Source organism: Pelomonas aquatica, from assembly GCF_026712205.1.
Lineage (GTDB): Bacteria > Pseudomonadota > Gammaproteobacteria > Burkholderiales > Burkholderiaceae_C > Pelomonas > Pelomonas aquatica.
This window is the reverse complement of sequence record NZ_JAPPUW010000013.1, coordinates 101,792-124,969: the sequence shown is the minus strand read 5'-3', so window position 1 is coordinate 124,969 and position 23,178 is coordinate 101,792. Positions and strand designations below refer to the sequence as shown.

Sequence of the window (23,178 nt, the reverse complement as noted above, 5' to 3'; positions counted from 1 at the left end):
GTCAGGCCTGACGCTTCCGTGAAGAAGTCCAAAGCGGTGTAAAGGCTGGCGAAAACCGCCCTTCTTTTTGAAGCACCGGCCGCGGCTGCCGATAGCCATGATGACCACCCCTGTTAAGCGTCTTGAGGTGAAAGCATGAGCACGATCAGCAGTTTGAGCAGCAATGTCGCGGTGTACACGCCGACGGCGTCCCAGGTCAGCAGCGCCACGGACCCCGACGGCGATGGCGACAACGACGGCGGTCGCGTCCACCACGGCCACCGCGGCGAAGGCCCCGGCGGCGGCATGGCTCAGCAGCTGCTGGCGGCCCTGCAGAGCCTGGGCCTGACCGTGCCGAACAGTTCGTCCTCCGGCAGCTCGTCGTCTTCGTCGAACGGCGCTTCGACGGACGCCAAAAGCACCGCGTCGCTGCGCAAGGACATGCACGAGTTCATGCACCAGCTTTTCGACGCGGCCCGCCAAGCCGAGGGCAGCAGCACGACGACGCCGACCAGCGGCGACGCCGGCAGGAACGGTTTCGCCCAGGGCCTGGCCGCGGTGCTGTCCGAGGTCAGCAGCGGCAACACGCCCAGCGGCCTGCAGTCGGCCTTCGACCAGCTGAAGTCGGACCTGGGCGCGAGCAGCAACTCGTCCAGCAGCTCGGCCACGCTGCAGGCGCTGCTGACCCAGCTGCAGAGCAATATCGGCTACAGCGGCACGCCGGAGACGTCCGGCGTTGTCGTGAACACCGTCGCTTAGAACGAGGCCCAGTCCTCGTCGGCAGCGGCCGTCGCCCGGGGCGCGCTTGCTGCCGGGGCGGCGGCGCGCACCGTCTTGCGAGCGGGTGCTGGCGGCGGCGTCGACGGCCGGATGGGCTTCGCCGCCACGGCGGGTTTCGGCTGGTGCGCATTTTCGAGCTTGAACACGGCCACCGTCTCGGCTAGCGCCTGGGCCTGGTGCCGCAGGCTCTCGGCCGCGGCGGCGCTTTCCTCCACCAGCGCGGCGTTCTGCTGCGTGACCTGGTCGAGCTGGTTCACGGCCTCGCCGATCTGGGCGATGCCCTTGCTCTGCTCGCCGCTGGCGGCGCTGATCTCGTTGATGAGGTCGGCCACGCGGCGCACCTGGTTCACCACGTCGCCCATGGTCTGGCCGGCCTCGCCGACGAGGGTGTTGCCAGCCTCCACGCGCTCGACGCTGGCGCCGATCAGGCTCTTGATCTCGCGCGCCGCCTCGGCGCTGCGCTGGGCCAGGGCCCGCACCTCGCCGGCCACGACGGCGAAGCCGCGGCCCTGCTCGCCCGCACGGGCGGCCTCGACGGCCGCGTTCAGCGCCAGGATATTGGTCTGGAAGGCGATGCCGTCGATGGTGCCGATGATGTCGCCGATCTTCTTGGAGCTGGTGGTGATCTGCTCCATCGTGTCGACCATCTGGCCCATCACCTGGCCGCCGCTCTCGGCGACGCGCGCGGCGCTGGCGGCCAGCTGGGCGGCCTGGCGGGCCGTGTCGTCGTTCTGCCTGACGGTGGCGCCCAGTTCCTCCATGGACGCGGCGGTCTGCTGCAGATTGCTGGCCTGCTGCTCGGTGCGCTGGCTGAGATCGGCATTGCCCTGGGCGATCTGGCCGCTGGCCGTGGCCACGCCGTCGGCATTGCCGCGCACCGTGCCGACGATGCCCACCAGCGCATCGTTCATGCGCTGCAGCGCGGCCAGCAGCTGGCCGGCCTCGTCCCGGCGGTCGGTCGCCAGCTGCAGGCGCAGGTCGCCGCCGGCCACGGTCTCGGCCGCGTGAAGCGCCTGCGCGATGGGCGTGACGACGGAGCGCGTGATCAGCAGCGCGAGCACGGCGCCGAGCGCGATGGCGGCGCCCGCCAGCACGAGGACGACGATGCCGGCGAAGTGGACGAGATCGTCAGCCGTCTTCGCGGCCGTCTGCATCAGCTCCTTCTGGAAGCCGATCAGCGTGTCGAGCGCGCCGGTCATCCTCTCGCGCGCCTGGCGGGCCTCGCCCACCAGCAGGTCGCGCGCCTTCTCGCCATCGCCGGCGCGGCGCAGCGCGATGACGCGGTCGGTGGCCGCGGCGTAGGCCTCGCGGGCCTGGCCGATCTCCTTGAGCATCACGCGTGCCTTGTCGATCGTGATGATCGCGTCCAGGCTTTTGATGATGTCGAGATTGCGGCGGCGCAGTTCGGCGATCTGCTCGACCTCGCGCTTGATGGCGGCCTCGTCGGCGGCCAGCACGATGTCCCGGGCGGCCATCGAGATGGTGTTGACGTTGTTCTTGAACTGCCCCAGCTTTTCAACCTTGACCATGCGGTCGTTCACCATCAGGTCGAGGTCGGCGTTGATGCGCCCCAGCGTGCTGCGTGCGTAGACGGCCAGCACCACGCTGAAGGCAATGCAGATGGCGAAGGCCAGGCCCAGGCGGCGGCCTATGCGTAGATGGGTCAGCAGATTCATTTGGGCTCCCTTGCCGCCGAGTTGATGAGGGTGTTTCGGCGATGCGGCATCTTGCAGCGACACGGCCCGCGTGTGCGAAAGTCCGTGCCATCGATTTGATTTAGCTCAGACCGGGTTCGTGAAGGAAGGCCGGTCTGCGCGCGGGAGGCGATGCATGGCCGATCAAGCGGGGATGAGCGAGCGGGTGCTGGCCCTGGTGAGCCAGCCGCCGGAGCCTGGCTGCCTGCCCAGCCCGCGGCCGGCCGACGCGGCGGCGCAGGCCATCGAGGCCGCCGCCGGCAAGGCGGCGCTGGCCGCCGGCGCGCTGGCGCTGCCGCCGGGCCCGCTGGGCTGGGCCACCATCGCGCCGGAGATGCTGGCCGTCTGGCATATCCAGCGCCAGCTCGTCGCCGACATCGCCGCGCTGTACGGCCGCAGCGCCGAGCTCGGCCCGGCGCAGATGCTGTGGTGCCTGTTCCGCCACACGGCCGCCCAGGCGCTGCGCGACCTGTCGGTGCGCGTCGGCGAGCGCGTCATCGTGCGGCCGGCGACCCAGGCCCTGCTGCAGCGCGCGGCCGGCGCCATCGGCCTGCAGCTGGGCAAGCAGGCCGCGGGCCGGGCGCTGTCGCGCTGGCTGCCGGTGGTCGGCGCGGCCGGCGTGGGCGCCTATGCCTGGTGGGACACGCGCCAGGTCGGCCGCGCGGCGCTGGCGCTGTTCGAGCGCGAGCAGGTGATCGACAACCCTGCTTGATTCGTCACGGTGGGCTGACAAACTCGGCCCGATGCAGCTGCCCACCATCCTCGACATCGAAGCCTCTGGCTTCGGCCGCGGCAGCTATCCGATCGAGGTCGGCTTCGTCGCCGGCGACGGCACGCTGTTCTGCGGCCTGGTGCGCCCCGAGCCCGACTGGCTGCACTGGGACGAGGCCGCCGAGGCCCTGCATGGCATCAGCCGCGAGCTGCTGCTGAAGAACGGCCGCCCGGTGCGCTGGATGGCCGAGCAGATCAACCGGCGCCTGCAGGGCCAGACGGTCTACTGCGACGGCTGGGGCCTGGACTACCCCTGGATGGCGCGGCTCTACGACGCGGCCGGCCTGCAGCCCAGCTTCCGGCTGGACGACCTGCGCCGCCTGCTCAGCGAGACCGAGGCGCTGCGCTGGCGCGGCGTCACCGAGGCCGTGCGCCGGCGCCAGCAGCTGACCCGACACCGCGCCAGCAGCGATGCGCGCGTGCTGCAGCTGGCGCTGGAAGAGATCAAGAACGGCGTGACCGCCTGATCGCCTAATCGCCGATCTCGCCGCCCTGGAAGCGCCCGCGGCCGGCGCGCTTGGCCGCGTAGAGGTGGGCGTCGGCGCCGGCGACCAGGGCCTCCAGGCTGCTGCCGCCCGGCGCCACGCAGTAGCCGATGCTGACGCCGATCTCCAGCACCATATCGCCGATGTGATAGGGCGTCGAGAGCGCCTGCAGCAGCTTGGCCGCCACGGTGGCTGCGTCGCCGGCGCTGCCCAGCTGGGGCAGCAGCACGGCGAACTCGTCGCCGCCCAGGCGCGCGACGAGGTCGCCCGGGCGCAGCGCATGGCGCATGCGCAGGGCCACGGCCTTCAGCAGCGCGTCCCCGGCCGGATGGCCGTGCTGGTCGTTGACGGGCTTGAACTTGTCGAGGTCGAGGTAGAGCAGGGCCAGGCGCCGGCCCGGCGGCGCGGCGAGCAGGCGGCGCGCGCTCTCCTCGAAGCCGACGCGGTTGAGCAGCTGGGTCAGCCCGTCGGTCTGCGAGGCCAGGCGCAGCCGCGCCTCTTCCTGGCGCGCCTCGGTCACGTCGACCTCGATGCCGATGACGCCTTCGATCTGGCCGCTCTGCACGCGCAGCGGCGCGTACTGCACGTCGAAGCTGCGGCCGTCGCGCCCGCCGTCGTCGACGAGGTCGAGGTGGCGCGTCTCGCCGGCCAGGGCCGCCGCGATCAGCGGCGCGCGGGCGGCATGGTCCCGCGGGCCGAAGAGCTCGGCCAGCGGCCGGCCCACCCAGTCCTGCAGCGCGATGCCGCGCTGCTGCTCGAAGGCGGCGTTGAAGAAGATGACGCGGCCCGCGGTGTCGCCGACGAGGAACTGCGCGCGCGCCGTGTGCGCGACGGCCAGCAGCATGGCCTCGCTGCGCTCGCGCTCGCGCTGGGCGCGCGCCTGCGCGGACACGTCGCGCATGATGACCGACACGGTTTCGATGCGGCCGCGCACGTCGCGGTGGGCCAGCACCGTGCAGTCCACCGGCAGGCCGTCGGCACCGGCCTGGACCCGGGTGCGGCCCTGCCAGTGGCCGTCGCGCATCACGGCGGGCAGCACATGCTGCCGATAGGCCTGGACCTGCTCGGCCGACAGGAAATGCTCGATGCGGATGCCGTCCAGCGCGGCGCCGGGCGCGATGCCCAAGAGCCGGCGCGCGACCGGGTTCATATAGCTGACGTCGCCGTTGGCGCGGGCCTGGCAGACGATGTCGGGCGTCATGTCGAAGATGGCGGCCAGGGTCCGGTAGGCCCTTTCCTGCTCGCCGCGCTCGGTCACGTCCTCGACCGTGCCGGCCTGGCCGGCGACCCGTCCGCCGATGACGAGGGGCGCCGTGCGCACGGCGATCCAGCGGATGCGGCCGTCGCTGCCGCGCTTCATCTTGCGCACCATGTCGATGGGCTCGCCGCTGGCCATGTGGTGCTTCCAGCGCTGGATCAGCATGTCGCGCTGCTCGGGCGGGACGAGCTGGGTCCAGCCCCAGGCGATGTCCTCGCGCCGCATGCCGTGCACGCGCAGATAGCTGTCGTTCACGTAGACGACGCGGCCGGTCTCGTCGCAGCGGAACAGGCCCAGCGGCATCGCGTTGCTGGTGGCCTGCAGCGTCGCGTCGCGCAGCCGGGCCGCGCGCTGCAGCCGGCCCAGCCAGCGCGCCAGCAGGGCCAGGCCCAGGCTCAGCAGCAGGGCGCCGGCCAGCAGCAGGCTGCGCTGCTGGCGGTGGGTTGCGAGGGCGGCGTCCTCGGTGTCGGACAGCAGCAGCTTGACGCCGAAGTCGCCCAGCGTCACATAGGCGCCGATGCGCGCGCGCCGGTCCGTCACGGAGCCGTTGGTGCTGAAGAAGCCCGCCTTGCCGCCGAGCTCCTGGCGAAAGCTCGGCAGCTCGCCGAACAGGTTGCGCCCGATGAAGCCGGGCACCGCCGGCCGCCGCGACAGCACGACGCCGTCGGTGCGCAGCAGCACCAGGGCGGCCAGCGGCTGCGGCGCGAGCGGCGCCAGCATCGCATGCAGGCGCTGCAGGTCGACGACGGCGAGCACGTAGTCGTAGTCGCCCAGCGGGCGGGACAGGCGCATCAGCAGCGGCAGGCGCGGGTGGCCGTCGTCCAGCCTGCCGCCGAGCGCCAGCGGCTGGCCGAGCGTGACGCCCTCGGGCACGATGCCGTCCACCTGGGCGAAGGCGGGGCTGCCTTCGATGCTGGCGCCGTCGGCAGCGCCGCCGCGCTGCAGGCGGCGGATCTTGCCGGTGCGGGCCACCAGCATCACGTCGACGAGCTGGCCGGAGCCGGCGCGCACGTCATCGGCGAGCTGCACGAGCGAGGGGTCGTCCAGCGGGTCGCCGCCGCCATGCGCGCTCAGCAGCCAGAGGTCGACGACGCGCAGCGCGCCGTCGGCCTGGCGCAACACCGGCTCGGTCCGCATCGCGATGGCGCGCACGGCGGTGGCGAGGGCCTGGTTCTGCTGCGCGCGCAACTCGCCCGGCCAGGCGACGACATACCAGGCCACCAGCGCCCAGATCGTCAGGATGACCGAGCCGAAGGCCAGGGCTGGCGCCAGCAGCAGGGCCCGGTCGCGCCAGCGCGCGCGCCGCGCGTGCCGCTGCTGGGCGGCCTCGGTGGGCGTCGGGGTGGGCGTGGCGGGCTCGCTCATCGGCTGGGCCTTGGGGCGCGGTTCATTGTGCAGCGCTGCCGGTGGCCGGGCGAGCCGGGTTCAGGTGGTGGAGGAGAACAGCGCGGCATGCTGTTCGCGCAGCAGCTGCTTCTGCACCTTGCCCATCGCGTTGCGCGGCAGTTCGGCCGCGACGAGGATGCGCTTGGGCACCTTGAAGCCGGCGATGCGCTCCTTCAGCGCCGCGATCAGCGCGGCCGGGTCGGGCTGGCCGCGGGGCGTGATGACGGCGACGACGGCCTCGCCGAAATCCGGGTGCGGCACACCGATGACGGCCGACTCGCCGACGCCCGGCAGCTCGTTCAGGAAGCCCTCGACCTCGGCCGGGTAGACGTTGAAGCCGCCGCTGATGATGAGGTCCCTGCTGCGGCCGATCAGCGTCAGATAGCCGGCTTCGTCCAGGCGGCCGACGTCGCCGGTCCTGAACCAGCCATCGGCCGTGAACTCCTCGGCCGTCTTCTGCGGCATCTGCCAGTAGCCGCCGAAGACGCTGGGGCCGCGCACCTGCACGCCGCCGATCTCGCCGCCGGCGCAGGCCCGGCCGTCGTCGCCGACGATGCGCAGGCCCACGCCGGGCAGCGGCCGGCCCACGGTGCCGGGCCGGCGCGGGCCGTCCTCGGGGCGGCAGGGGTTGGAGGTCAGCATCAGCGTCTCGCTCATGCCGTAGCGCTCCAGGATCTGGTGGCCGGTGCGGGCCTGCCACCCGTGCCAGGTCTCGGCCAGCAGCGGCGCCGAGCCGCTGATGAAGAGGCGCATGCGGCCGCAGTCCAGCGGCTTTTCCTGCAGCAGCCGCGTGTACAGCGTGGGCACGCCCATGAAGACCGTGACCTCGGGCAGGCGGCGCGCGACGGCGGCGGCGTCGAACTTGTCGAACCACAGCATGCGGCTGCCGTTCAGCAGCGCGCCGTGCGAGGCGACGAAGAGGCCGTGCACATGGAAGATGGGCAGGGCGTGCAGCAGCACGTCATCGGGCTGCCAGGCCCAGTAGGCCTTCAGCGTCTGCGCGTTGCTCAGCAGGTTGCCGTGGCTCAGCATCGCGCCCTTGCTGCGCCCGGTCGTGCCGCTGGTGTAGAGGATGGCGGCGAGGTCGCCCGCCTCGCGCGCCACCGGCCCGTGGACATCGCTCATCTGCGAGGCGCGGTCCAGCAGCGTGCCGCTGCGGTCGTCGTTCAGCGTGAAGACCCAGCGCACGCCACGCTGGAAGGCCAGCTTGCTGACCCAGCCGAAGTTGCGGCCGGCGCACACCAGCACGCCGGGCGCCGCGTCCTGGATGAAGTGCTCCAGTTCGCTGGCCTGGTAGGCCGGGTTCAGCGGCAGGTAGACGAGGCCGGCGCGCAGCACGGCGAGGTAGAGCAGCAGGCCCTCGACGCTCTTGTCCGCATGCACGGCGACGCGGCTGCCGGCGGGCAGGTCCAGCCGTGCGAGCCAGTTCGCCATCATGGCGCTGCCGCGTTCGAGGTCGCGCCAGCGGTAGCGCGCGCCGTCGGCGTCGATGGCGGTCGAGTCCAGGTCGGCCGGGAAGCCGGCGCGCAGGGCGGTGTAGAGGTTCATGGCCGCGCGATTATCGAAGCCACCGCAGCCGCCCGCGGGCCGAGCGCCGGGCCGCTCCCAAGCCGGCCCGCCTGGGGCGCTGCTGGCCGCGCACGCGTTCAGCGGCGCGGCCGGACGAGGGGCCTCAGTTCGGCTCCGGCAGCTTGAGCCAGCGCTGCAGCCGCGTGCGCAGCGCGACGAAGTCCAGCGGCTTGGTCAGATGCTCGTCCATGCCGGCTTCCAGGCTGGCGGCCACGTCGGCGTCCAGCGCGTGGGCGGTGAGGGCCAGGATGGGGAAGCTGGGCAGCTTGCCCTCGCGCTGCTGGGCGCGCAGGCGGCGGGCGCATTCCAGGCCGTCCATGCCGGGCATCTGGATGTCCATCAGCACGAGGTCGGGGGCGGTGTCGGCGCAGGCGCTCAGGGCCTCGATGCCGTTCCTGGCCAGGCGGGCCTGCACGCCCATCAGCGCCAGGAACTCCAGCGCGACGACCTGGTTGATGTGGTTGTCCTCGACGAGCAGGACCAGGGGCTGGTGGCTGCCAGCGGACGGGTTGCTGCCGCCCGCGTCCGGCGTGCCGGCCTCCGTGCCGTCCTGGGTGGTACTGAGCCAGATCCGCGCATGCATCGGCGCCCCGGAAGGCTGCCTCGACTTGTCCATCCCCATGTCCTCGTTCAGATTGTTGTTATAGGCCTTCGACAGGCGCGAGCCATGTTGCCGCAGAGCGGGCGCGGGCGCAACCGAGAGCCCGACGAACACGGTGCGGTTTGGCCATTTTTTTGGACCCTGGACCGGCAGCCATCGACCCGGCCGTGCTGACAGTTTTCGTCATCCCGCCTCCCTACACTGCTCGCCTTTGTCGTTTTGACCCCCACCATGTCGTCTGATGGTCTGATCCGCATCCGGGGCGCCCGGCAGCACAACCTCAAGAACCTCGACCTCGACCTGCGCACGGCCGAGCTGACCGTCGTCACCGGGCCGAGCGGCTCGGGCAAGTCCAGCCTGGTCTTCGACACCCTCTACGCCGAGGGCCAGCGCCGCTATGTCGAGACCTTCTCGGCCTATGCGCGCCAGTTCCTGGACCGCATGGACCGCCCCGCCGTCGACAAGGTGGACGGCGTGCCGCCGGCCATCGCCATCGACCAGACCAACCCGGTGCGCACCAGCCGCTCCACGGTCGGCACGATGACGGAGCTGAACGACCACCTGAAGCTGCTCTACGCCCGCGCGGCCGAGCTCTTCGACCGCAAGACGGCGCTGCCGGTCAGGCACGACACGGCGCAGAGCATTTATGCGGAGCTGATGGCGCGGGCCGAGGCGGCGGCCGACCCCAGAATGGTGCTGACATTTCCGGTCGAGCTGCCGGCCAACACGACGGCCGAGCAGGTCGAGCAATGGCTGGCGGCCAGCGGCTTCACGCGCGTGCAGGGCGAGCGGGTGGTCGAAAGTAAAAAAGTGCTGGACGTCGTGGCCGACCGCTTTCGCATGCTGGGAGCGGACAGGCAGCGCGCGATGGAGGCCATCGAGCTCTGCCTGAAGCGCGGCGCGGGGCGGGTGAATGTTCACGTCGGCGACGACGGCGCCACACTCTGGCGCTTCTCGACCGGCCTGCACTGTCCCGAAAGCGACATCCGCTACGCCGACCCGCAGCCGGCGCTGTTCTCGTTCAATTCCGCCTTCGGCGCCTGCGAGGCCTGCCGCGGCTTCGGCCGCGTCATCGGCGTGGACCTCGGCCTCGTCATCCCCGACGAGCGCAAGACGCTGCGCAACGGCGCCATCAAGCCGCTGCAGACGCCGGCCTGGAAGGACTGCCAGGAAGACCTGCTGCGCTATGCCGGCGAGGCCGGCATCCCGCGCGACACGCCGTGGAAGGACTTGTCGGCGGCCCACCGCGAATGGGTCATCAACGGCACGCCGAACTGGAACGGCAACTGGAACAAGCAGTGGTACGGGGTCAGGCGCTTCTTCGACTACCTGGAGAGCAAGGCCTACAAGATGCACATCCGCGTGCTCTTGTCCAAATACCGCAGCTACACCGAGTGCCCCAGCTGCCGCGGCGCGCGGCTGAAGACCGAGGCGCTGCTGTGGCGCGTCGGCAGCAAGGCGCTGGCCGATGCGGCGCTGCCGGCCGCGCAGCGCTTCCTGCCGGTCGGCGTGGACTGGTCGCGCGAGCAGCTCGAAACGCTGCCGGGCCTGAGCCTGCACGACCTGATGCAGCTGCCGATCGCCAGGCTGCGCGACTTTGTCGACGCGCTGCAGCTGCCCAGTTCGATGCTGGACGAGGCGCTGAAGCTGCTGCTGGACGAGATCCGCCACCGCAGCCGCTATCTCTGCGACGTGGGCCTGGGCTACCTCACGCTGGACCGCCAGAGCCGCACGCTGTCCGGCGGCGAGGTGCAGCGCATCAACCTCACCACGGCGCTGGGCACGAGCCTCGTCAACACGCTGTTCGTGCTGGACGAGCCCAGCATCGGCCTGCATCCGCGCGACATGGGCCGCATCGTGCAGGCCATGCAGAGGCTGCGCGACGCGGGCAACACGCTGGTCGTCGTCGAGCACGACCCGGCCGTCATGCTGGCCGCCGACCGGCTGATCGACATGGGCCCCGGCCCCGGCGAGCGCGGCGGCCAGATCGTCTTCGACGGCACGCCCGAGACCATCCGCGCGGCCGACACGCTGACCGGCGCCTACCTCGGTGCGCGCAAGCATGTCGGCATGGGCCTGAAGCGCCTGGTGGACGAGAGCACGCCCAGGCTCATCCTCGAAGGCGTGCGCGAGCACAACCTGAAGGACGTGTCCGTCGAGTTCCCGCTGCAGCGCATGGTGGTCGTGACGGGCGTGTCCGGCTCCGGCAAGAGCACGCTGATGCAGGACGTGCTCTACCCGGCCCTGGCCCGCCAGTTCGGCAAGGCCACCGAGACGCCGGGCGCGCACGAAAGGCTGCTCGGCGCCGACCACCTCGCCGACGCCGTCTTCGTCGACCAGTCGCCGATCGGCAAGACGGCCCGCTCCAACCCGGCCAGCTACGTCGGCGCCTTCGACGAGATCCGCAAGCTCTTCGCCGTCGCGCCGCTGGCCGTCGAGCGCAGCTACAGCGCCGGCATGTTCAGCTTCAACGCCGGCGACGGCCGCTGCCCGACCTGCGGCGGCTCGGGCTTCGAGCATGTCGAGATGCAGTTCCTCAGCGACGTCTACCTGCGCTGCCCGGACTGCGACGGCAAGCGCTTCCGCGCCGAAATGCTGGACGTGAAGCTCGCGCTGAAGGATCGCGACCTCAGCGTGTCCGACGTGCTGGAACTGACGGTCGCCGAGGCTGTGAATCTCTTCAGCGACTACCGCGCGGTGGTGGCCAAGCTGCAACCCATCGTCGACGTCGGCCTGGAGTATGTGAAGCTGGGCCAGCCCGTGCCCACGCTGTCCGGCGGCGAGGCCCAGCGCCTCAAACTCGCCGGCTTCCTGGCCGAGGCGGCGAGCAACCCGCGCTTCGGTGTGGCCAAGAAGGGCACGCTCTTCCTGTTCGACGAGCCGACCACCGGCCTGCACTTCGACGACATCGCCAAGCTGATGCGCGCGATGCGCAAGCTGCTGTCGGCCGGCCACTCGCTGATCCTCATCGAGCACAATCTCGACGTGATCCGCGCGGCCGACTGGCTGATCGACCTCGGCCCCGAGGGTGGCGAGGATGGCGGCGAGCTGGTCTGCACCGGCACGCCCGAGGACGTGGCCCGGCACGCCACATCGCACACCGCCGCCGCGCTGCGCGACTACGCGCTGCACATGGACCGCCCCGCCGTGGCCGTGGAGGAGGGCCGGCCGCTGCAGCAGCTCATCAAGACACGCCGCGCGGCCGACGAGGCGATCAAGATCGTCAACGCCCGCGAGCACAACCTCAAGGGGCTCAACGTCGAGATCCCGCGCGGCAAGTTCAATGTCGTGACCGGTGTGTCGGGCTCGGGCAAGTCCACGCTGGCCTTCGACATCCTGTTCAACGAAGGCCAGCGCCGCTATCTCGAATCGCTGAACGCCTATGCGCGCAGCATCGTGCAGCCGGCCGGCCGGCCCGAGGTGGATGCGGTCTGGGGCATCCCGCCGACGGTCGCCATCGAGCAGCGCCTGAGCCGCGGCGGCCGCAAGAGCACGGTCGCGACGACGACCGAGGTCTGGCATTTCCTGCGCCTGCTCTACGTGAAGCTGGGCGTGCAGCACTGCGTCAACGACGGCGCGCCGGTGCGGCCGCAGAGTGTCGAGTCGATTGCCGCGCAGCTGATGCGCGACTACCGCGGCCAGCATGTCGGCCTGCTCGCGCCGCTGGTCGTCAACCGCAAGGGCGTCTACACCGACCTCGCCAAATGGGCCAAGGGCCGCGGCCACACGCATCTGCGCGTGGACGGCGAGTTCCTGCCCACGTCGCCCTGGCCGCGGCTGGACCGCTTCAAGGAGCACACGCTGGAGCTGCCGGTCGGCGACCTCGTCATCGCGGCCGAACGCGAGGCCGAGCTGCGCGAGCTGCTGGCCAAGGCCCTGGACGCCGGCAAGGGCGTGCTGCATCTGCTCAGCCCCCTGGATGGCTTGAGCGTCGAAGGCGGCGCGACCGGTGCCGGCGTCGGCAGCGTCAAGGTGTTCTCGACCAAGCGCGCCTGCCCGGTCTGCGGCACCAGCTACCCCGAGCTGGACCCGCGGCTGTTCTCCTACAACTCCAAGCACGGCTGGTGCAGGAGCTGCGTCGGTACCGGCCTGCAACTGACGCGCGAGCAGCGCAAGGCGCTGGACGACAGCGTGCAGGACGACGACAACCGCGGCCGTGAGCGGAGCTTCCCCGCGGAAGAGGCCGAGGTCGAGGGCCTGACCGATGCGCCCTGCCAGGACTGCCACGGCACGCGGCTGAACCCCACGGCGCGCTCCGTCGAGTTCGAGGCGAAGGGCATCGGCGACGTCGCCGCCTGGAGCGTCGGCCAGGCGCGCGAATGGGTGCAGGGCCTGCATCTCGAAGGCCGTGATGCCGACATCGCCCGCGACGTCGTCAGCGAAATCCTCGGCCGGCTGGAGTTCCTCGAAGAGGTCGGCCTGGGCTATCTGACGCTGGACCGCGCCGCGCCCACGCTGTCGGGCGGCGAGGCCCAGCGCATCCGGCTGGCTGCGCAGCTCGGCAGCAATCTGCAGGGCGTCTGCTATGTGCTGGACGAGCCCACCATCGGCCTGCATCCGCGCGACAACCAGATCCTGCTGAAGGCCCTGTCCACGCTGGGCGACAAGGGCAACACGCTGGTCGTCGTCGAGCACGACGAGGACACCATCCGCCGCGCCGACCACATCATCGACATCGGCCCCGGCGCCGGCAAACGTGGCGGCCGCGTCGTGGCCGAGGGCACGGCGGCACAGCTCGCGTTGCAGCCGGAATCGACGACCGGCCGCATGCTGGCCAGGCCGCTGATCCACCCGCTGCAGGCGCGCCGTCCGGTCGAGGCCGACGCGCCCAAGCTGACCGTGCTGAACGCGGCCCTGCACAACCTCAAGGCCGTGACGGTCGACGTGCCGCTGCACCGCCTCGTCGCGGTGACCGGCGTGTCGGGGTCGGGCAAGTCCACGCTGGCGCGCGATGTGCTGCTGGCCAATATGGCCGTCGCCGTGCCTTTGAGGAAAGCCCCGGCCAAATGGGCCGGCTGCGACGGCATCGAGGGCCATGCGCAGGTGGACCGGGTGTTGGAGGTCGACCAGACCCCCATCGGCAAGACGCCGCGCTCCTGCCCGGCGACCTACATCGGCTTCTGGGACGCGATCCGCCGGCTGTTTGCCGAGACGCTGGAGTCCAAGGCGCGCGGCTATGCGCCGGGCCGCTTCAGCTTCAACACCGGCGAGGGCCGCTGCCCGGGCTGCGAAGGCCAGGGCGTGAAGACCATCGAAATGAGCTTCCTGCCCGACGTGAAGCTGCCCTGCGACCAGTGCCACGGCCGGCGCTTCAACCCGGAGACGCTGGGCGTCAGTTGGCGCGGCAAGAGCATCGGCGATGTGCTGGCGATGGAGGTCGACGAGGCCGTCGAGTTCTTCGCGTCCATGCCGTCCATCGCGCATCCGCTGCAGCTGCTGAAGGACGTGGGTCTCGGCTATCTGACGCTGGGCCAGCCGTCGCCGACGCTGTCGGGCGGCGAGGCGCAGCGCATCAAGCTGGTGTCCGAACTCGTCAAGGTGCGCGACGACGTGACGCGCCGCGGCCAGAAGGCGCCGCACACCCTCTATGTGCTGGACGAGCCGACCGTGGGCCTGCACATGGCCGACGTCGAGAAGCTGATCCGCGTGCTGCACCGGCTGGTGGCCGGCGGGCATTCGGTGATCGTCATCGAGCACGACCTCGACGTGATCGCCGAGGCGGACTGGGTGCTGGACCTCGGGCCCGAGGGCGGCGATGCGGGTGGCCGCGTGGTCGTGGCCGGCACGCCGGAACAGGTGGTGGCGAGCGGCAGCCACACGGGCATCGCGCTCAGGCCGGTGTTGGCGAGGGCGAGCTGATGGCAGGCCGGCTGAGAGCCCTCAAACCGGCTCGACCGTCACCCCCACCCGCAAGGTCGCCACGCCGCCACCGCGCAGCACGCCGCGCAGCGGCGCCACGTCCGCGTAGTCGCGCCCCCAGGCCAGCGTGACGTGGTCCGGCCCGGCCGGCAAGGCGTTGGTCGGGTCCAGCGCCAGCCAGCCCTGCTCGGGGCACCACAGCTCGGCCCAGGCATGCGAGGCATCCGCGCCGACGAGCTTGGGCTGGCCTTGCGGCGGGCGGGTCAGCAGATAGCCCGACACATAGCGCGCCGCCAGGCCCAGCGAGCGGCAGGCGGCGATGAAGACATGGGCGAAGTCCTGGCAGACACCGCTGCGCTGCGCGAGCGCATCGGCCGCGCGCGTCGCGACCGTCGTGCTCTGCGGCAGATAGCGCAGGTCGGCGTGGATCTGCTGCATCAGCGCCAACCCACCGGCGGTCAGCGTGCGGCCGGGCGGGAAGGCACGGTGGGCATAGGCGGCCAGCGTTCCGTCGGGCGTGGCATAGGTGGAGGCCAGCGCGAACTCGTCGGCCTCCTGCAGCGCGCGGCCGGCGCGGTAGCGCAGGCTGCGGGCGACCGACTCCCAGCCCGGTCCGCGCGCCGGGTCGGGCGCGGGGCGGTCCAGCAGCTCGGCGACGAAGCGGCTGTCCACCACCAGCTTCTCGTGCACGCGCGCATGGCCGAAGCTCAGGTGGCGATTGCCCCAGGGGTCGCGGTGCAGATGGCGGGCCAGTTCGGCGGCGTCCAGCTCCAGGCCTTCCACGCCCCAGCCGTCGGGCAGCGGGGCTATGCGCAGCTGCCAGCCGTGGACCCGCTGCCAGGGCGTGTCGCGCGGCGCCAGGCAGGCGGCGTGATGGGCCCATTCCACCGAGTCGTCGTAGGTGTACTCGGTGACGTGGTGGACGGCCAGCGTCGTCATTGGTGCACCCTTCGCGCTGCGCGCTGTCCCGCCAAGCGGGAGCGAGCCCCTTCGGGCGGCCGTGCGGGGCTCATTGCCATACGCGTTGCTCGGCGCCGATGACGTGCGCGAAATAGCGCTGGCTGATGAGGCTGGACAGCTCGCCGGCCTGGGCCGCCGCGCGATGCAGCTGCTCGACGAGGGCCGGCCCCGGCGCAGCCAGTTCGGCCAGCGGCCAGGCCTCGGGCACCGGCAGGCCGGCGGCGACGTCGGCGGCCCAGCCGGGGTCGTGGCGGGCCAGCTTGGCGAAGCGCTCGCGCATCGTGCGCGCGACCCAGCCGAGCGAGCGCGGGTTGTCGGTGTCGTGCACCAGCAGGTGCAGCAGCGGCGCCGCCTCGCGCCGCGCCTGGAACTGGGCGCGGTAGGTGATGGTGGAGTCGAACACGCCCAGCAGCAGCCCGAAGCCGTCCTCCGTCAACGCAAGGCCTTGCGCGAAGGTCTCGGCCAGCACCTCGGCATGGAAGGACAGGCGCTCGATCTGGCGGCCGATGGACAGCAGCCTCCAGCCGTCGTCGCGGGTCATGCGGTCGGTCTGCGCGCCGGTGATGGCGGCGAGGTGGGTGTCGGCGCGGGCCAGCACATTGAGCACGTCGGTCATCGGCGTCGTGCCGGGGCGGTCCAGCACGGCGCGCAGATGCTGCTCGAACTGGGCCGCCGTCTCGTGGATCAGCCGCCAGGCCTCGGGCGACAGCCGCTCGCGCAGGGCCTGGGCGCAGCCCTGCAGCGCGCGCAAATTCCAGCCGACGCTGGTGACGCCGGAGCCGGGCAGCAGCGCCGTCAGCAGCGCGCGCTCGAAGCCACGTGGGTCGTCCTGGGCATGGGGCGCCTTGGGGCCGACGAGGCCGTGGCGGCGTGCCAGCGCGTCCAGCAGCGGCAGCATGGGCGGCGGCATCGCGCCGCGCTGCACCATGACGCTGGCCTCGATGACGTGGCGGGCCAGGCGGGCGCTGTTCTCGGCGCGCTCGGTGTAGCGGCCCAGCCAGAACAGGTTCTCGGCGGCGCGGCTGGTCACGGTCCAGTGCACGTCGCGCAGGTCGGTGGCCTGCAGCGGCTGCGACAGCAACGTCGTCGGGTCGACCTCGCCGTCGGTCATGACCCAGGTGTCGGCGCTCAAGCTGCCGCGCTGGATGGACAGCCAGGCGTCGGCCAGCGGGTCGCGCCGGGGCGCCACGCGGGTCAGGCCGCCGGGCAGCACGCGCCACCCGCCGTCGCCGTCGGTCAGCGCGAACACGCGCAGCACGGCCACGCGCGGCTCCAGCGCGCCGCGTATCCACACCGGCTGCTTGGTGGGCTTCACGCGCGCCTGCAGCGTGTAGGCCGTGGGGTCGGCAGCGATGCGCTCGGCCAGCTCGTGCAGGCCCTCGTCGCTGAGCTCCGCGGCCACGATGGGGGCGAAGCTGCGCGTCGTGCTGCCGGCCGCAAAGGTCGGCACGACGATGAACTCCGCGAGCCGCGGGCGCAGCGCGGCCCAGGCGCTCTCCTCGCCACACCACCAGCTCTGGATGGCGGGCAGCGCCAGCGCCTCGCCGAGCAGGCTCTCGGCCACGCCGGGCCAGAAGGCCGTGAGGCCGGGGCTCTCCAGCCAGCCGGCGCCTGGCGCGTTGGCGATGACGACCTCGCCGGCGCGCGCCGCCTGCAGCAGGCCGGGCACGCCGAGGATGGAGTCGGGGCGCAGCTCCAGCGGGTCCAGCCAGGTGTCGTCGACGCGGCGCAGCAGCACATGCACGCGCTCCAGGCCGGCCAGGGTCTTCAGGTAGACCTTGTCGGCGCGTACGGTCAGGTCGGCGCCCTCCACCAGCGTGATGCCGAGGTAGCGCGCCAGGAAGGCCTGCTCGAAATAGGTCTCGTTGCGCGGCCCCGGTGTCAGCAGCGCGATGCGACTGCGCTCGCCGGCGGGCGACAGCTTCAGCAGCGACTGCATCAGGTCGCGGTAGCTCGCGGCCAGGCGCTGCACGGCCATCTGGCGGAAGGCCTCGGGGAACTGCTGGGCGATGATGAGACGGTTCTCCAGCACATAGCCCAGGCCCGACGCCGCCTGCGTGCGCTGGCCGACCACCCACCAGTGGCCGTCGGCGCAGCGCGTCAGGTCGAAGGCCAGCACATGCAGGTGCACGCCGCCCGGCGGTTCGGCGCCATGCATGGCGCGCAGGTATTGAGGATGCGCCAGCACCAGGGAGGCCGGCAGCAGGCCCTGCTGCAGCAGGCGGCGCTCGCCATAGGTGTCGGCCATCACCGCGTTCAGCAGCCGCGCGCGCTGGGCGATGCCGGCCTCGATATGGCGCCACTCGCCAGGCTCGATGAGCATGGGCAGCAGCTCCAGCGGCCAGTGGCGGGCCAGCGGCGCGCCGGCGTCGCCATCCTGGCCGGGCAGCGGCGGGCCGTCGCTGTGCACGTTGTAGCTGGCACCGTCTTCCAGCACGCGGCGCTGCACGCGCAGGGCCTTGGCCGACAGCTCCTGCCAGCCCGCCGCGCCGCCGGCCGCGAAGAAACGCCGCCAGCGTTCGGCGATGCCGGCCTGGGGCTCGCCGGGGTGGTTGACCGCGCCGGTCAGCTCGTAGAAATGGCCGTCGCGGCTGCGCAGCGCGGCAGAAAGCGCCAGCACGAGGGGGTCGGGCGCGAGGGCTTCCTCCGGCTCGTCGGGGAGCAGGCTCCACTGGCTGGGCGTGAGCTCGGGCATGGGCGGGTCTGGGGTGGAAAGGCATTGTCAAGCAATGTCCGCGCCGCGGCCGGCGCCCCGATCACTCGCCGAGGAAACGGCGCAGCACGCGCTCGGCGGCTTGCGGGTCGTCGCGCCAGGCCCCGTGGCCGACGCCGGAAAAGCGCTCGAAGCCGGCCAGCCACTGCGGCGGCAGCGCGGCGGCGATCTCCTCGGCGTCCTGCGGCGGCGTGACCGGGTCTTCCTCGCCCACCATGACGAGGACGGGGCATTGCACGCCCGCCAGGCCTGGCCGCAGATCCATGCCCGGCAGCTCGGCGCGCGTGTGCTCGAACAGGATCTCGGGCTTGAAGCGCATCCAGCCGCCGGCATCGGGGTTCTTGGGCCGGGTGTTGTACAGATGGCGGCAATGCGTCTCGTAGGCCGCCCAGGTGGCGGGGCCGGGGTGCTGCCAGAAGTCGCGCGTGGCCTGGGCCGCCTCGGGCCCGCCCAGACGGCCGAAGCGCTCGACCTTGCGCGCCAGGCCGAAGTGGTGGGAAGTGCTGGACAGCACCACCTTGCGCGGATGCGCCGGATGCCGCGCCAGATAGCGCTGCGCGACGAAGCCGCCGAAGCTCTGGCCCAGCACGATGGGCTTCTCGATGCCGAGGGCGGCGCAGAGCCGCACGACGTCGTCGGCGAAGACGTCCAGCCGCATCTCGTCCAAGGGCCGCGGGCTGCTGCGCCCATGGCCGCGCTGGTCGAAATAGACGACCTGGCAGAGGTCCGCGAAGCGGCTGAAGAAGGGCCGGAAGCCGCTGTGGTCGAAGCCGGGGCCGCCGTGGATCAGCACGAGCGTCGGCTTTTCCTTCAGCACACGGCCCTCGGGTACGTGGCCCAGGCCTTCGATGTCGACGAAGAGGCGGATGCCGGGTTGGATTTCGATGTGCATGGGATGGGTCAGCGAGATTCGCGCTGGTGGCGCACCTGCGTCACGAAAACGGTATCGATGCGTGGCATGTATTCGTAGCGGACGACATAGCCGCGCGCCGCACGGCCAATCACCAGTTCCCTCGACTTCGCCCCTGCCCGACGACCAATTTCCGGCGCATGGGTCAGCACATCAAGGCCCTCCAACAATTCATCGATTCGGTCCTCGATGTTGTCGGGGTCATGCACTCGCAGGAAATCTCGAATCCGCTCCAGGTCAGCCAGCGCAAACGGCGTGAACTGGACCGCCGTCATCAGAAGATCTTCCTCGGCACGGGGCGCTCGGCTTTCTCGCCAGCGGCAGTCGCCTTCATATAGGCCTTGACCTCCTCCCACGGGATGGCCTCGCCGGTCTTCAGGAACTCCGCCCAGCGCTCCTCGCAGATGCGGTCCATCTCGGCATCGAACTCCGCCTGCTCGACCGATTCGGCGATGGCGTCGCGGATGAAGGCGTGCGCCGTCTTGCCGGCGCGCGCGGCCGCCTCGCTCACTCGCTCCTTGAGGTCGTCATCGAGGCGGATGGTGGTCGTCGACATGGCGCTGCTCCTGCAGATGAGTAGCGCAATTGTGCTACATCACCCCGCCTTGCGCAGATCCAGCGTGAACGGGAACTCCAGGCTGCGCCGCGGCTCGCCCACGTCGACGCGGCCGGGCGAATGCCCGATGGCCGCGAAGCGCGCGAGGCGCCGGCTCTCGGCCTCGTAGGCGTTGACCGGCAGCGTCGCGTAGTTGCGGCCGCCCGGGTGGGCGACGAAGTAGCGGCAGCCGCCCAGCGACTTCTGCTGCCAGGTGTCGACGAGGTCCACCGTCAGCGGCGCGTGGATGCCGATGGTCGGGTGCAGGGCCGAGGGCGGCAGCCAGGCGCGGTAGCGCACGCCGCAGACGAACTCGCCGACGCGGCCGGTCGGCTGCAGCGGCAGCGGCTGGCCGTTGACGGTAACGCGATGGCGCGGGTCCACGAGGCCGCTGACGTGCATCTCCAGCCGCTCCAGCGACGAGTCCACATAGCGCACCGTGCCGCCGGCCGAGCCTTCCTCGCCCATCACATGCCAGGGCTCCAGCGCGCCGCGCAGCGTCACATGCACGCCGCGCGCGGCGAACTCGCCGTACTTCGGGAAGCGGAACTCGACATGCGGCGCGAACCACGCGGCGTCCATCGCATGGCCGGCCTGGGCCATGTCCTGCATCACGTCGGCGAAGTCCTCCTGCACGAAGTGGGGCAGCAGCCAGCGGTCGTGCAGTTCGGTGCCCCAGCGCACCAGCGGCGCGCGGTAGGGCTGGGTCCAGAAGCGCGCCACCAGCGCGCGCAGCAGCAGCTGCTGCACGATGCTCATGCGCGCATGCGGCGGCATCTCGAAGGCGCGCAGCTCCAGAAGGCCGAGGCGGCCGGTGGCCGAGTCCGGCGAGTAGAGCTTGTCGATGCAGAACTCGCTGCGGTGGGTGTTGCCGGTCACGTCGACGAGGACGTTACGCAGCGTGCGGTCGATCAGCCACGGCGGCGCATCGCTGCCCAGCTCGTGGATCTCGTTCAGCGCGATCTCCAGCTCGCGCAGCTGGTCGTTGCGTGCCTCGTCCACGCGCGGCGCCTGACTGGTGGGGCCGATGAAGAGGCCGCTGAACAGATAACTGAGCGACGGGTGGTTGTGCCAGTAGGCCAGCAGCGAGGCCAGCAGCGCGGGCCGGCGCAGGAAGGGCGAGTCGGCCGGCGTGGCGCCGCCCAGCACGAAGTGGTTGCCGCCGCCGGTGCCGCCGTGGCGGCCGTCGATCATGAACTTCTCGCTGGACAGCCGCGACAGCCGTGCGGCTTCGTAGAGGAATTCGGTGTGCTGGACCAGCTCGCCCCAGTCGTGGGCCGGGTGGATGTTGACCTCGATGACGCCGGGGTCGGGCGTGACCTGCAGCAGCTTCAGGCGCGGGTCGCGCGGCGGCGGGTAGCCCTCCAGCACGATCTTGAAGCCGGTGTCCTCGCAGGCCGCCTCGACGGCCGTCAGCAGCTCCAGGTAATGCTCGACCTTCTCCAGCGGCGGCATGAAGACATAGAGCACGCCGCTGGCCTGGCCCCGGGCCTCGGCCGCGGGGCCGTTGGCCCGTCGGGGATCGCGCGCCTCGACGCACAGTGCCGTGCGCGTGATGCCATGGGCGCTCTCGAAGCGGGCCGGCGCAGCTTCCTCGCCGGCCGCGGCGCCCGTTGCCGTCCCGGCCAGCGCGCGCGCGTCGCGCAGCAGCCCCGGCGTCGGCCCGCCCGACGTGACGCCCAGCGTCTGCGCCCGCAGCGTGGCCGCGGCGGGCAGCATGCCGCGCGGTGCGAACGGGTCCTGCTCGATCAGATAGGGGTAGTCGCCCTGGCGGACCCAGGGCAGGGAATCGAGCGGCAGCCGCCAGCCCATCGGCGAATCGCCGGGGAAGAGATAGAGGCGCTCGTCGCGGAAGAACCAGGGCCCGGTCTGCCAGCGCGCGCCACCGAGCGGCGGTTCGCCGGCATGGCGGATCGGCAGCACATAGCCGACGACATGGGACAGTCCCTGGTCGAACACGCGGCGCAGGCGCACGCGCTCCAGCTCGTCGTCCAGACGCGAGTCGAAGGGGTCGACGTTGACCGGCAGGCGGCGCTCGCGCCACAGGTAGTACCAGGTGTCCTCGTAGCCGGGCCGCACATGGGTGTCGGGCAGGCCCAGGCAGCGCGTCAGCGCGGCCATGAAGGTCTTGGCGTCGTCGCTGGTGTAGGCGTGGCCTTCGCGCTCGTCGGCGAACCAGTCGGGGTTGCGCCAGCAGGGCTGGCCGTCGGCGCGCCAGTAGATGGACAGGGCCCAGCGTGGCAGCTGCTCGCCCGGATACCACTTGCCCTGGCCGAAATGCAGGAAGCCGCCCTGGCCGTATTCGTCGCGCAGCCGGTGCGTGAGCTGCTGGGCGTAGACCCGCTTGGTCGGGCCCAGGGCCTCGGTGTTCCACTCCGGCGCATCGCGGTCGTCCACGGACACGAAGGTGGGCTCGCCGCCCATCGTCAGCCGCACGTCGCCGGCCGCCAGTTCGCGGTCCACCTGCTGGCCGAGCTTGAGCACCTCGGCCCATTGCGCGTCGGTGTAGGGCTTGGTCACGCGCGGCGACTCGTAGATGCGCGTGACGCTCATCTCGTGGTCGAACTCGACCTCGCTCCTGTCGACACCGCCGCTGATGGGCGCCGCACTGCCCGGCGTGGGCGTGGCCGCCACGGGGATGTGGCCTTCGCCGGCCAGCAGGCCCGAGGTCGGGTCCAGCCCGATCCAGCCGGCGCCGGGCAGGTAGACCTCGCACCAGGCATGCAGGTCGGTGAAGTCGACCTCGGTGCCCCCCACTTGGTATTCAGGGCCGTCCAACGCCTTCTCGTCGGGCGTCAGCTGGATCAGATAGCCCGACACGAAGCGCGCCGCCAGGCCCAGGTGGCGCAGCAGTTCGACCAGCAGCCAGCCGGAGTCGCGGCAGGAACCGGACGCCTTCTGCAGCGTCTCCTCGGGCGCCTGCACGCCGGGCTCCAGGCGGATCAGGTAGGACACGCTCTTCTGCACGCGCTGGTTCAGCTCGACGAGGAAGTCGATCGTCGGCCGCTCGGTGCGCGGGATGTCGGCCAGATAGGCGGCCAGCCGCGGCGTGGCCGCTTGTGCCTGCAGATAGGGAGCCAGCTCGATCTGCTGGGCCTCGTCGTACTGGAAGGGGAAATGCTGAGCCTGCGGTTCGAGGAAGAAGTCGAAGGGGTTGTAGACGGCCATCTCGGCGACTAGGTCCACCGTGACGGTGAACTCGGTAGTCTTCTCGGGGAAGACGAGGCGGGCCAGGTAGTTCGCGAACGGGTCCTGCTGCCAGTTGATGAAGTGGTTGCTCGGCTCGACGCGCAGCGAGTAGCTGAGGACGGGCGTGCGGCAGTGCGGCGCGGGGCGCAGGCGCACGACCTGGGGACCGAGGTTGACCAGGCGGTCGTATTTGTAGCGGGTGACGTGTTTGAGGGCGACGTGGATGCTCATTTGGTTTGCTCACTACGCCCGAGGGGCTGGATGTCCGTTGGAGGGTTGGTTATTGGCGAGGCCCATGCCGGGAGTTCGCCCCGGCGGGCGACCTACTTTCTTGTGCGCACAAGAAAGTAGGCAAAGTTCTCGAAGAGCGGCGAAGCCAAAGCGCCCCTGCAAAACCGCCCCTGTCGGGGTGCCCTGCGATGCTCGAAG

The 23,178-nt window shown here is 71.3% G+C and carries 14 protein-coding genes; 4 read left to right on the top strand and 10 right to left on the bottom strand.

Going from position 1 to position 23,178, the window contains the following annotated elements:
- Positions 1–135 precede the first annotated feature (135 nt).
- Positions 136–738 (top strand): hypothetical protein, encoded by a 603-nt coding sequence (locus tag NYP07_RS15245; protein WP_268151845.1) that lies wholly within the window; start codon positions 136–138, stop codon positions 736–738.
- Here the strand turns inward: NYP07_RS15245 and NYP07_RS15240 are convergent.
- Positions 735–2,435 carry a methyl-accepting chemotaxis protein gene (locus NYP07_RS15240; RefSeq protein ID WP_268151843.1) on the bottom strand — a complete coding sequence of 567 codons (1,701 nt, stop codon included), beginning with the start codon at positions 2,433–2,435 and terminating at the stop codon, positions 735–737. The two genes, NYP07_RS15245 and NYP07_RS15240, sit on opposite strands and share 4 nt — an antisense overlap.
- Before the next feature lie 154 nt (positions 2,436–2,589).
- On the opposite strand from NYP07_RS15240, the gene NYP07_RS15235 reads away from it, so the two are divergent.
- Positions 2,590–3,165 (top strand): hypothetical protein, encoded by a 576-nt coding sequence (locus NYP07_RS15235; RefSeq protein WP_268151841.1) that lies wholly within the window; start codon positions 2,590–2,592, stop codon positions 3,163–3,165.
- A 31-nt stretch (positions 3,166–3,196) separates the two neighbouring features.
- Entirely contained in the window at positions 3,197–3,691 is a 495-nt protein-coding gene (locus NYP07_RS15230) for a 3'-5' exonuclease (RefSeq protein WP_268151839.1), read from the top strand.
- A 4-nt stretch (positions 3,692–3,695) separates the two neighbouring features.
- Here NYP07_RS15230 and NYP07_RS15225 read toward each other — a convergent pair whose 3' ends face one another.
- The 3 genes from NYP07_RS15225 to NYP07_RS15215 all read right to left on the bottom strand — a co-directional run bounded on the left by NYP07_RS15225 (position 3,696) and on the right by NYP07_RS15215 (position 8,538).
- Positions 3,696–6,332 (bottom strand): diguanylate cyclase domain-containing protein, encoded by a 2,637-nt coding sequence (locus tag NYP07_RS15225; protein ID WP_268151837.1) that lies wholly within the window; start codon positions 6,330–6,332, stop codon positions 3,696–3,698.
- A gap of 60 nt (positions 6,333–6,392) precedes the next feature.
- Positions 6,393–7,901, bottom strand: coding sequence for a malonate--CoA ligase (locus tag NYP07_RS15220; protein ID WP_268151835.1), 1,509 nt, complete (start codon positions 7,899–7,901; stop codon positions 6,393–6,395).
- Between the two features lie 124 nt (positions 7,902–8,025).
- Complete coding sequence (locus tag NYP07_RS15215) at positions 8,026–8,538, bottom strand: response regulator (RefSeq protein WP_268151834.1); 513 nt, start codon at positions 8,536–8,538, stop codon at positions 8,026–8,028.
- A gap of 216 nt (positions 8,539–8,754) precedes the next feature.
- Between NYP07_RS15215 and uvrA the strand changes: the two genes are divergently transcribed.
- Complete coding sequence (uvrA, locus tag NYP07_RS15210; protein ID WP_268151832.1) at positions 8,755–14,382, top strand: excinuclease ABC subunit UvrA; 5,628 nt, start codon at positions 8,755–8,757, stop codon at positions 14,380–14,382.
- 21 nt (positions 14,383–14,403) lie between these two features.
- On the opposite strand, the gene NYP07_RS15205 is transcribed toward uvrA, so the two are convergent.
- From NYP07_RS15205 to NYP07_RS15180, 6 genes are all read right to left on the bottom strand, one after another.
- The gene (locus NYP07_RS15205) at positions 14,404–15,435 is read right to left on the bottom strand and encodes a transglutaminase family protein (RefSeq protein ID WP_378989853.1); all 1,032 of its coding nucleotides are present in this window, start codon (positions 15,433–15,435) and stop codon (positions 14,404–14,406) included.
- A complete protein-coding gene (locus NYP07_RS15200; RefSeq protein ID WP_268151828.1) occupies positions 15,392–18,037 on the bottom strand; it encodes a circularly permuted type 2 ATP-grasp protein in 2,646 nt (881 codons plus the stop codon). The genes NYP07_RS15205 and NYP07_RS15200 overlap by 44 nt, the downstream gene beginning before the upstream one ends.
- 61 nt (positions 18,038–18,098) lie before the next feature.
- Positions 18,099–18,947 (bottom strand): alpha/beta fold hydrolase, encoded by an 849-nt coding sequence (locus tag NYP07_RS15195; protein ID WP_268151826.1) that lies wholly within the window; start codon positions 18,945–18,947, stop codon positions 18,099–18,101.
- A gap of 8 nt (positions 18,948–18,955) precedes the next feature.
- Positions 18,956–19,240, bottom strand: a complete 285-nt coding sequence (locus NYP07_RS15190; RefSeq protein ID WP_268151825.1) for a type II toxin-antitoxin system RelE/ParE family toxin — start codon at positions 19,238–19,240, stop codon at positions 18,956–18,958.
- Positions 19,240–19,521, bottom strand: a complete 282-nt coding sequence (locus NYP07_RS15185) for a DUF6290 family protein (RefSeq protein ID WP_268151823.1) — start codon at positions 19,519–19,521, stop codon at positions 19,240–19,242. The genes NYP07_RS15190 and NYP07_RS15185 overlap by 1 nt, the downstream gene beginning before the upstream one ends.
- A gap of 39 nt (positions 19,522–19,560) precedes the next feature.
- Entirely contained in the window at positions 19,561–22,980 is a 3,420-nt protein-coding gene (locus NYP07_RS15180; protein ID WP_268151822.1) for a transglutaminase family protein, read from the bottom strand.
- Between the last annotated feature and the right edge of the window lie 198 nt (positions 22,981–23,178).

Excerpts from the sequence above, each read along its gene's own strand:
- NYP07_RS15235 (WP_268151841.1), top strand. The coding sequence starts at position 2,590 with ATGGCCGATCAAGCGGGGATGAGCGAGCGGGTGCTGGCCCTGGTGAGC.
- NYP07_RS15195 (WP_268151826.1), bottom strand. The coding sequence starts at position 18,947 with ATGCACATCGAAATCCAACCCGGCATCCGCCTCTTCGTCGACATCGAA.
- NYP07_RS15225 (WP_268151837.1), bottom strand. The coding sequence starts at position 6,332 with ATGAGCGAGCCCGCCACGCCCACCCCGACGCCCACCGAGGCCGCCCAG.
- NYP07_RS15190 (WP_268151825.1), bottom strand. The coding sequence starts at position 19,240 with ATGACGGCGGTCCAGTTCACGCCGTTTGCGCTGGCTGACCTGGAGCGG.
- NYP07_RS15240 (WP_268151843.1), bottom strand. The coding sequence starts at position 2,435 with ATGAATCTGCTGACCCATCTACGCATAGGCCGCCGCCTGGGCCTGGCC.
- uvrA (WP_268151832.1), top strand. The coding sequence starts at position 8,755 with ATGTCGTCTGATGGTCTGATCCGCATCCGGGGCGCCCGGCAGCACAAC.
- NYP07_RS15180 (WP_268151822.1), bottom strand. The coding sequence starts at position 22,980 with ATGAGCATCCACGTCGCCCTCAAACACGTCACCCGCTACAAATACGAC.
- NYP07_RS15185 (WP_268151823.1), bottom strand. The coding sequence starts at position 19,521 with ATGTCGACGACCACCATCCGCCTCGATGACGACCTCAAGGAGCGAGTG.
- NYP07_RS15230 (WP_268151839.1), top strand. The coding sequence starts at position 3,197 with ATGCAGCTGCCCACCATCCTCGACATCGAAGCCTCTGGCTTCGGCCGC.
- NYP07_RS15215 (WP_268151834.1), bottom strand. The coding sequence starts at position 8,538 with ATGGACAAGTCGAGGCAGCCTTCCGGGGCGCCGATGCATGCGCGGATC.
- NYP07_RS15245 (WP_268151845.1), top strand. The coding sequence starts at position 136 with ATGAGCACGATCAGCAGTTTGAGCAGCAATGTCGCGGTGTACACGCCG.
- NYP07_RS15200 (WP_268151828.1), bottom strand. The coding sequence starts at position 18,037 with ATGCCCGAGCTCACGCCCAGCCAGTGGAGCCTGCTCCCCGACGAGCCG.
- NYP07_RS15220 (WP_268151835.1), bottom strand. The coding sequence starts at position 7,901 with ATGAACCTCTACACCGCCCTGCGCGCCGGCTTCCCGGCCGACCTGGAC.